General features: G+C 59.9%; 8 protein-coding genes. 7 read left to right on the top strand and 1 reads right to left on the bottom strand.

All coding sequences use genetic code 11. The features are described from left to right. Nucleotides 1-201, top strand: a 201-nt coding sequence (locus QD461_RS17450; RefSeq protein ID WP_414088868.1) for a porin, incomplete at its 5' end; no start/stop codon positions are given. Between the two features lie 131 nt (nucleotides 202-332). Here the strand turns inward: QD461_RS17450 and QD461_RS17445 are convergent. After that, entirely contained in the window at nucleotides 333-974 is a 642-nt protein-coding gene (locus QD461_RS17445) for a TetR family transcriptional regulator (RefSeq protein ID WP_414088867.1), read from the bottom strand. A 506-nt stretch (nucleotides 975-1,480) separates the two neighbouring features. On the opposite strand from QD461_RS17445, the gene QD461_RS17440 reads away from it, so the two are divergent. The 6 genes from QD461_RS17440 to QD461_RS17415 all read left to right on the top strand — a co-directional run bounded on the left by QD461_RS17440 (nucleotide 1,481) and on the right by QD461_RS17415 (nucleotide 6,904). Continuing rightward, complete coding sequence (locus tag QD461_RS17440) at nucleotides 1,481-2,293, top strand: EF-hand domain-containing protein (RefSeq protein ID WP_414088865.1); 813 nt, start codon at nucleotides 1,481-1,483, stop codon at nucleotides 2,291-2,293. Between the two features lie 199 nt (nucleotides 2,294-2,492). After that, nucleotides 2,493-3,203 carry an RNA polymerase sigma factor gene (locus QD461_RS17435; RefSeq protein ID WP_414088864.1) on the top strand — a complete coding sequence of 237 codons (711 nt, stop codon included), beginning with the start codon at nucleotides 2,493-2,495 and terminating at the stop codon, nucleotides 3,201-3,203. Beyond that, nucleotides 3,196-3,645, top strand: coding sequence for a hypothetical protein (locus tag QD461_RS17430; protein ID WP_414088863.1), 450 nt, complete (start codon nucleotides 3,196-3,198; stop codon nucleotides 3,643-3,645). The genes QD461_RS17435 and QD461_RS17430 overlap by 8 nt, the downstream gene beginning before the upstream one ends. Beyond that, nucleotides 3,642-4,091, top strand: a complete 450-nt coding sequence (locus QD461_RS17425) for a periplasmic heavy metal sensor (protein ID WP_414088862.1) — start codon at nucleotides 3,642-3,644, stop codon at nucleotides 4,089-4,091. The genes QD461_RS17430 and QD461_RS17425 overlap by 4 nt, the downstream gene beginning before the upstream one ends. Nucleotides 4,092-4,166: 75 nt before the next feature. Beyond that, nucleotides 4,167-5,681 (top strand): DUF1800 domain-containing protein, encoded by a 1,515-nt coding sequence (locus QD461_RS17420; protein ID WP_414088861.1) that lies wholly within the window; start codon nucleotides 4,167-4,169, stop codon nucleotides 5,679-5,681. Between the two features lie 2 nt (nucleotides 5,682-5,683). Next, nucleotides 5,684-6,904, top strand: a complete 1,221-nt coding sequence (locus QD461_RS17415; protein WP_414088860.1) for a DUF1501 domain-containing protein — start codon at nucleotides 5,684-5,686, stop codon at nucleotides 6,902-6,904. Nucleotides 6,905-6,908 lie beyond the last annotated feature (4 nt).

Here is a 6,908-nt window from a genome sequence, read left to right as displayed (position 1 = left end):
GCAAGCGTTCCGATCAACGAAAAGCTGAAGTGGAACCTGCAGCTCGCCTACACCGACTCGAAGATCTTTGCCGCGACCACGAACCTGAAGTGGAACCCGGTCAAGAACCTGCTCATCGAGCCGGAAGTCTCCTACACCAACTTCGATTCTGTGAACCAGGATCAGTGGGCTGGTATCCTGCGCTTCCAGCGTAGCTTCTAATTGAGAGATTACCCGGCCCCGCGCCGGGTAAGAGAAGCCTGATGTTCCAATCCGTCAGGCTTCTCATCGTGATCGGTTGACCTCCGATCAAAGAGAAAGGATCCGGCTTTCCCTCCGGATCCTTTTTAGTTTCAGGCGACAGGCGTCGCTATGTCGTGCGTCTGGACCGATGGGAACCAAGTCTTCAAAACCATCTTGATGAACATCTGCCCGCAAGGCACGAGCTGGAAATTGCCCCGATCCAGCGTCCATTCGGTGATAAGGCCGCCGATGACGGCTGTCAGCGCTGACGCGGCAGTATCCGGCGTCCAGGGCGGCGGCAGTTGGGTCTTCTCATTCATCAACTTGAAAATACGCTCGAAATTGTCGTGCATGTCCTGCCGGAAGGAGCTGGCACGGTTCGTCGTGCCGTCGCAGAAAGCCATATCGAGATGCATCATGACCTTCAGCATGCTGCGCTTGCGCGGGTCGTGCTGAACGTCCTCGAATATGGATGCAATGGCGTCGGCAATAAGGTCGAGTGGGTTGGGCGGCAATTCCCGCGACATCCGCTCGGCCAATTCATCGAATGGCTGCTGGGCCTCGTCGCGGATTGCGAACATCAGCCCCTGCTTGTTCTTGAAGTGCCAGTGAACCGCCCCCCGCGTCACACCGGCCGCCGTGGCAATTTCTTCCAGGCTTACGTTTTCATATCCTTTGTCGAGAAACAGCGCTTTTGCGGACTGCAAAATCTCATTCCTCGTTTCTGCAGCCTCCTCCTTAGTGCGCCTCATTCAGTTCTCCACATGTGCCCATTCTCAAGCGACCCCCTCATTCTTATTCTTAGTTTCTTGCTCCATCAACGTCGCGCCGGTGCTCGTCATCTTCTTGGATCTGCAGCATAGGGCGGCGAAGCGAAGTTTGGACATTCTCTAAAAATCGAGAAAGAAAATCGCAACGAGAGGTATTCGTCAAGCGCCTATAAGCCACGCACAAGTTTCCTTGTGCAATTTCGCGGCGTTGGGAAGTGCAATATCGAAAATGTGCAGATGCCGATAGCGCCATGACGGCGACGAATAACTTCGGGCGATTCTGAGTTCAGCCGCTTCATGATTGGCTTTATCCGCCAAACCGGGGCACAGAACGGCTTTGATCTCCGTCCTCGGCAATCCTCCGCCCATATCGATGGTCAAGAGCCGTGGCATTGCGTCTGCGCGGGCATGCCTTGGCGGTTCTGTGTTGAGTTCGTATATGCGCAGGCCATCGGAGTCCCTCTCAACGCTCGCACCTGGAGGCCCCAATGACGAGCATTACCTCAGTTCTGTCCAATCGCTATTTTCAGTATCAGACATCTCGCTCAACATCCTCCGTCAACGACGATTCGGCATCCTTGATCCCGGCCGCCGGCTCTTCCGGCAATTCATCCGATGCAGGTACCTCTTCGTCATCGGACGACCAGTCTCAGATTTCTGCCGCCCAGCAGCTGATCGCGCAGTTGATGAACGTTATTCTCAATCTTCAGTCCGGTAGTGGCGGTGGCGACACCGGCGGTTCGAGTGCCAAGTCCGACAGCGATTCTGCCGGCTCGACATCGAGCTCTCAGCCGGTAGTAGCGACGAACTCTCAAAGCAGCAAACAGGCTGACCTGATCAAAGCCATGGACACCAATGGTGATGGCAATATCAGCGAGGCGGAATTCGTTGCCGCGCGTCCGGCAAATGTCAGTGCGGACCAGGCTAGCAAGCTGTTTGAGAGCTTCGACAAGGATAAGACCGGCTCGCTCACCGAAGAGCAACTGGCAAAGGCGATGAAGACCGGCCATCATATGCACCATGGCGGCAGGATGGGTGATGAAGAGCTCTCCAAGGCCTTTTCCTCCATGGATACCGATGGTGACGGCAATGTCACGGAAGCTGAATTCGTTGCTGCGCGACCGTCCGACATGGGTGCGGATCAGGCGACTGCACTGTTCGGCAGCCTTGATACTTCTGGCTCGGGATCCCTAACGCAAAACCAGTTCGAAGCGGCAATAAAGGCGCAGCGCCCGCAACTTGGCAATCTCTACGCTTCCGACACGCAGGATCAGACGACAACCGATCTGCTGACACTCTGATAAGAAATCGCCTCGGGATTCGGATCTTCGCATGGGCCGGCAGCCCGGTGGGAGACCTTGCGGTCTTCCGGCCTGGGCGAGCCGGCTTTTTGTGGTTCCCGAAAGAGACATCGGGTCTGCGGAAATAGTCCAAAATCGGTGATGCCGGAGCGACGGATTTCGGCGGCCTGGCCGTTCAACGGTTGAGACCCCATGCTTCATGTCGAAGGAAAGAGACGCTGCGATCGGATTGGTATCCCGTGCCGGGAAAGACGAACAGACACGGCCCTCTTGTCAACGGCGCGGAAGGGGCGTGCAATGCGCAGAGCGCTCGAATTTTGGACGGTGGCGATTGTCGATGAAAAGGGATCGCGCGCCCGAGAATGGCGACCTGGAAGGGGATCTGGTGGGCCGTATCGCCGCCGGCGACGTGCCGGCGATGCGCATGATGGTGACGCGGCAACTGCCGCGTATCCTTTCGGTGGCAACCCGTATGCTCGGTGATGCCGTCGAAGCTGAGGATGTGGCGCAGGAAACCTTCCTGCGCGTGTGGAAAAATGCCGGCGGCTGGCGCCAGCGCAACGCTCGCTTCAGCACATGGGTGCATCGCGTGGCGATCAACCTTTGCTATGACCGCCTGCGCCGGCGCAAGGACGTCCTGGCCGAGTCGCCGCCTGAAATCGAATATGAGGGGCCGGCACCGGATGCGGGGCTGATGAGCGAGGAAGATCCATCGCGGCGGGTGGAACTGGCCATGCAGATGATTGCGCCTCGGCAGCGCGAGGCAATCATTCTGGTTTATTATCAGGCGCTGTCGAATGTGGAAGCGGCTGCGATCATGGATGTCAGCGTGGACGCATTGGAGAGCTTGCTGGCGCGAGGAAGGCGTTCATTGCAGGCGCTGTTGTTGAAGGAACAGGGCGATGGTTGAACATATCGCAGGCCCGATGAGTAGCGAGCGGTTTGCCAAAATGGCCGACGCTTATGGCGGCGACATCAGCCGCTGGCCGCAGGCAGAGCGCGCGGCCGCCCGCGAATATACCGCGCAAAACAATGCGTATGACGTGCTGGATCGCGCCGCTGATCTCGATGCATTGCTTGACACCTACACGCTGAAACCGATCCCCTTGCGGCTTGGTAGCCAGATCGTCGGGCAGCTTTCGCGCCGGTCGCGGATCCGCAACTGGTTCCGGTTCGGCTCGGCGGGCATTGGTCTTGTCGGCGTCGGACTTGCCGGCGCCTTTGCGGGCAGCGTCGCCATCGCCGTGCTGGCGCCAAGCCTGACATCGGAAACCACCGTCGTGTCGGAGGGGACGAGCACCATGTTCGGCGACATCGGATCGGACGTGACTATAACGCAGGAAAGCCAATGACAGATCGCAGTTTCCGAATATTGGTCATAGCGCTGCTCGTGTTGAACACCTTTCTGATCGCGGGGCTGGCGGGCGGGGGATTGACCTGGATCCGCAATTCGCGGGCACCCGTCGGTGCAATGCCCCTGGGCGGCGAACAACTGCCGTCGAGTGAGAGGAAGGCACTGAGGGCTGCTCTCAACGAGGCACGCAAGGAAGAGCGCCAGACCATTCTCGATGCGCAGCAGGCTAAGGTCGATGCCGCTTCGATTTTAGGCCAGCCGACACTGGATACGGCGGCACTCTCGGCTGCATTGGCAAGGGCGCGCAATGCCGATATCGGGTTGCGGGCCAAGCTTGAGCAACGCGCCGTGGATTTCGCTGCAACGCTTTCCTACGACGAACGCCGCGCCCTTGCCGAAAGCATGATCCGGCGCAGCGTGCCGAGGGGCGCCGTCACGAAATGATCACACTCGCCGACCGACGGATCGGAAACGCACCCGCGTTTAAGCTATGTGTTTGATACAGGAGTTGGCAGGAACATGGCTCAGCAATCGAATGATGTTTATGCCGCGCTCGCCCTTTCCCGGTTCGGGTTGGGAGCCGACCACAATGGCACCGCGCCGATCGCATCCGATCCGCGCGGCGCACTAATGGAAGAGATCACCGAACGCTTCGTTCCTGTTCCAGTCGGGCCGGAACTTCAATCGACGGCCAATCTTCTGGTCGCTCTTTATGCTTTTCAGGAGCAGCGCAAGCAGGCGAGGCAACAGGCGGTCACTGCTGTTGCCGCCTCGCCGCAGGACAAGCTGGTGCAAGGTCCGCCACGGCCGCAGCAGGCTGCGCCACAGCCTGCCGGCGCCATGGCTGCCCAACCGGGTAATCAGGCGATGGCGCCGCCACCCGGCAAGCCCGTCGACAAGCCGATGCAGCCCGCCATGCCCTATCTTCCGCAGCAGATCCTGCTTGCCGAAGTGGATGCTCGCTTTAACGGCACCATCCGGCAGCCGCTCATCGGTTTTGGCGAGCGGCTTGCCATGTTCTGGGCAAACCACTTCGCGGTCGCAGTCTCCAAGAGCGAAGAGGTCCATATCGTGGCCGGCGCTTTCGAGCGCGAAGCCATTCGCCCGCATGTCTTCGGGCGTTTCGCCGACATGCTGCTTGCCGTCGAAACCCATCCGGCCATGCTCGGCTATCTCGACAATCAGCAGTCGATCGGGCCAAACTCCAAAGCCAACGGCAACAAGAAGCGCGGTCTGAATGAGAACCTCGCTCGCGAAACGCTGGAACTTCACACGCTTGGCGTCAATGGCGGCTACACACAGACCGATGTGACGACGCTTGCCAAGATCATCACCGGCTGGACGGTGGCGCGCGCCGAAGGAAAGCTCGGCGCTCCCGGGACTTTCGTCTTCAATGCCGGCGCACATGAGCCCGGCGATCAGACACTCCTTGGCCTCACCTATGCCGACAACGGCGTTGGGCAGGGGCGTGAAGTGCTACGGGATCTTGCCCGCCACCCCGCGACCGCTCAGCACATCGCCACGAAGCTAGTCCGGCATTTCGTCGCCGACACGCCGCCCCCGGCACTTGTGCAGGCGGTTGCTGCCACCTTCAGCAAGACCGATGGCGATCTCTCGGCCGTCTACAGCGCGCTCGTCGGCTCTGAAGACGCCTGGAATCCAACGCTTTCCAAGGTTCGCTCGCCGCTGGAATTCATGACCGCGCTTCTGCGCGCGAGCGGCGAAACGCCGAAGCCGAATGTCATTCTCGGCACCTTGAATGCCATGGGTCAACCATTCTGGGCTCCAGCCGGACCGAACGGGTTTGCCGATACCGTCGATGTCTGGGCGTCCAGCGAGAGCCTTAGCATGCGCATGGATGTTGCCAACATGATAGCGAATGCGGTGCCACCGCAGATCGATCCGCGCCGTTTCATCTCCGACAGTCTGGGGCCGCTTCTTTCGAAGGAAACGCTGCAGGCCGTGTCGCGAGCGGAAACGCGCAGTCAGGGCCTGGCGATCGCCTATCTTTCCCCCGAATTTCAAAGGCGTTGATCATGACTTGCGAATTGATGACTCCTACTCGCCGCGCCATTCTTGGCGCTTCTGGTGCTCTGTTTGCCTGGGCCTTCATCCCGCGCTTCGCCTATGCCGCGGGCGGGCGTGACCCGCGTTTCATCACCATCATCCTGCGTGGTGCGCTTGACGGGTTGACGGCCGTTCCACCCATTGGTGACCCCGATTATCAGGCTTTGCGGCAATCGATCGCCATGACGACGAGCGGTCCGCATGCGGCGCTACCGCTCGACAGCTTCTTTGCGCTGCATCCTTCGATGCCGAATTTCAACCAGCTTTATCGTGCGGGACAGGCGGCCGTCGTCCATGCCAGCGCGACGCCCTATCGCGATCGATCGCATTTCGATGGTCAGGACGTGTTGGAATCCGGTTATGAAATGCCCGGCCGCGTCGATTCAGGCTGGTTGAATCGGATGCTCGAGGGGCTTCCCAAGGGCGATAAAGTTTCTCCAGATGCATCGGCGTTCCGTGGACTGTCGGTTGGGGCCAATGCGCCGCTCGTCATTCGAGGCAAGGCGCCGGTCCTCGGCTGGTCGCCGTCCAATCTTCAGCCCGTCAGCGACGACTTGCCGCCGCGGTTGATGGATCTCTACACCCACACTGATCCGCTTTTCGCGAAAATCCTGGCGGAGGGCATTTCCACCGGAAAGATCGCGGCCGGTCTCGACGTCAAGGCAAGGGGCGGTCCTGGCGATCCGACAGGCATGGAGCAGATGGCAAGAGGCGCTGCGCGCCTGCTGGCGCAAGAAGACGGTCCCCGTGTCGCTGCCCTTGCCTTCGAAGGTTGGGACACCCATGCCGGTGAAGTTGACCGGCTGAACAAGCTGCTTGTCGGGCTCGATAACTCACTGGCGGCCTTCCAGCAAGAACTTGGACCGGTGTGGAAGGACACGGCGATCGTCGTTGCAACCGAATTTGGCCGGACTGCGCAGGTCAACGGCACGGAAGGCACCGACCATGGCACCGGGACAACGGCTTTCCTTGCCGGTGGTGCGATCAAGGGCGGCCGGGTGATTGCAGATTGGCCGGGTCTCAAGCCGGCGCAACTGCGTGACGGCCGAGATCTTGCCGCGACGACCGACCTGCGCGCAGTCATCAAGGGGATCGCCGTCGATCTGCTCGGTGCGTCACCGGTGGTGCTGGCGCGCGACGTCTTCCCAGGTTCCGATCATGTCATGCCGATGAAGGGACTGATCGTATGATCGA

It is taken from the genome of Rhizobium sp. BR 314, from assembly GCF_047445805.1.
Taxonomy (GTDB): Bacteria; Pseudomonadota; Alphaproteobacteria; order Rhizobiales; family Rhizobiaceae; genus Rhizobium; species Rhizobium lusitanum_B.
Note: the sequence above shows the minus strand (reverse complement) of the source record. Positions and strands in the feature narration are given on the sequence as shown.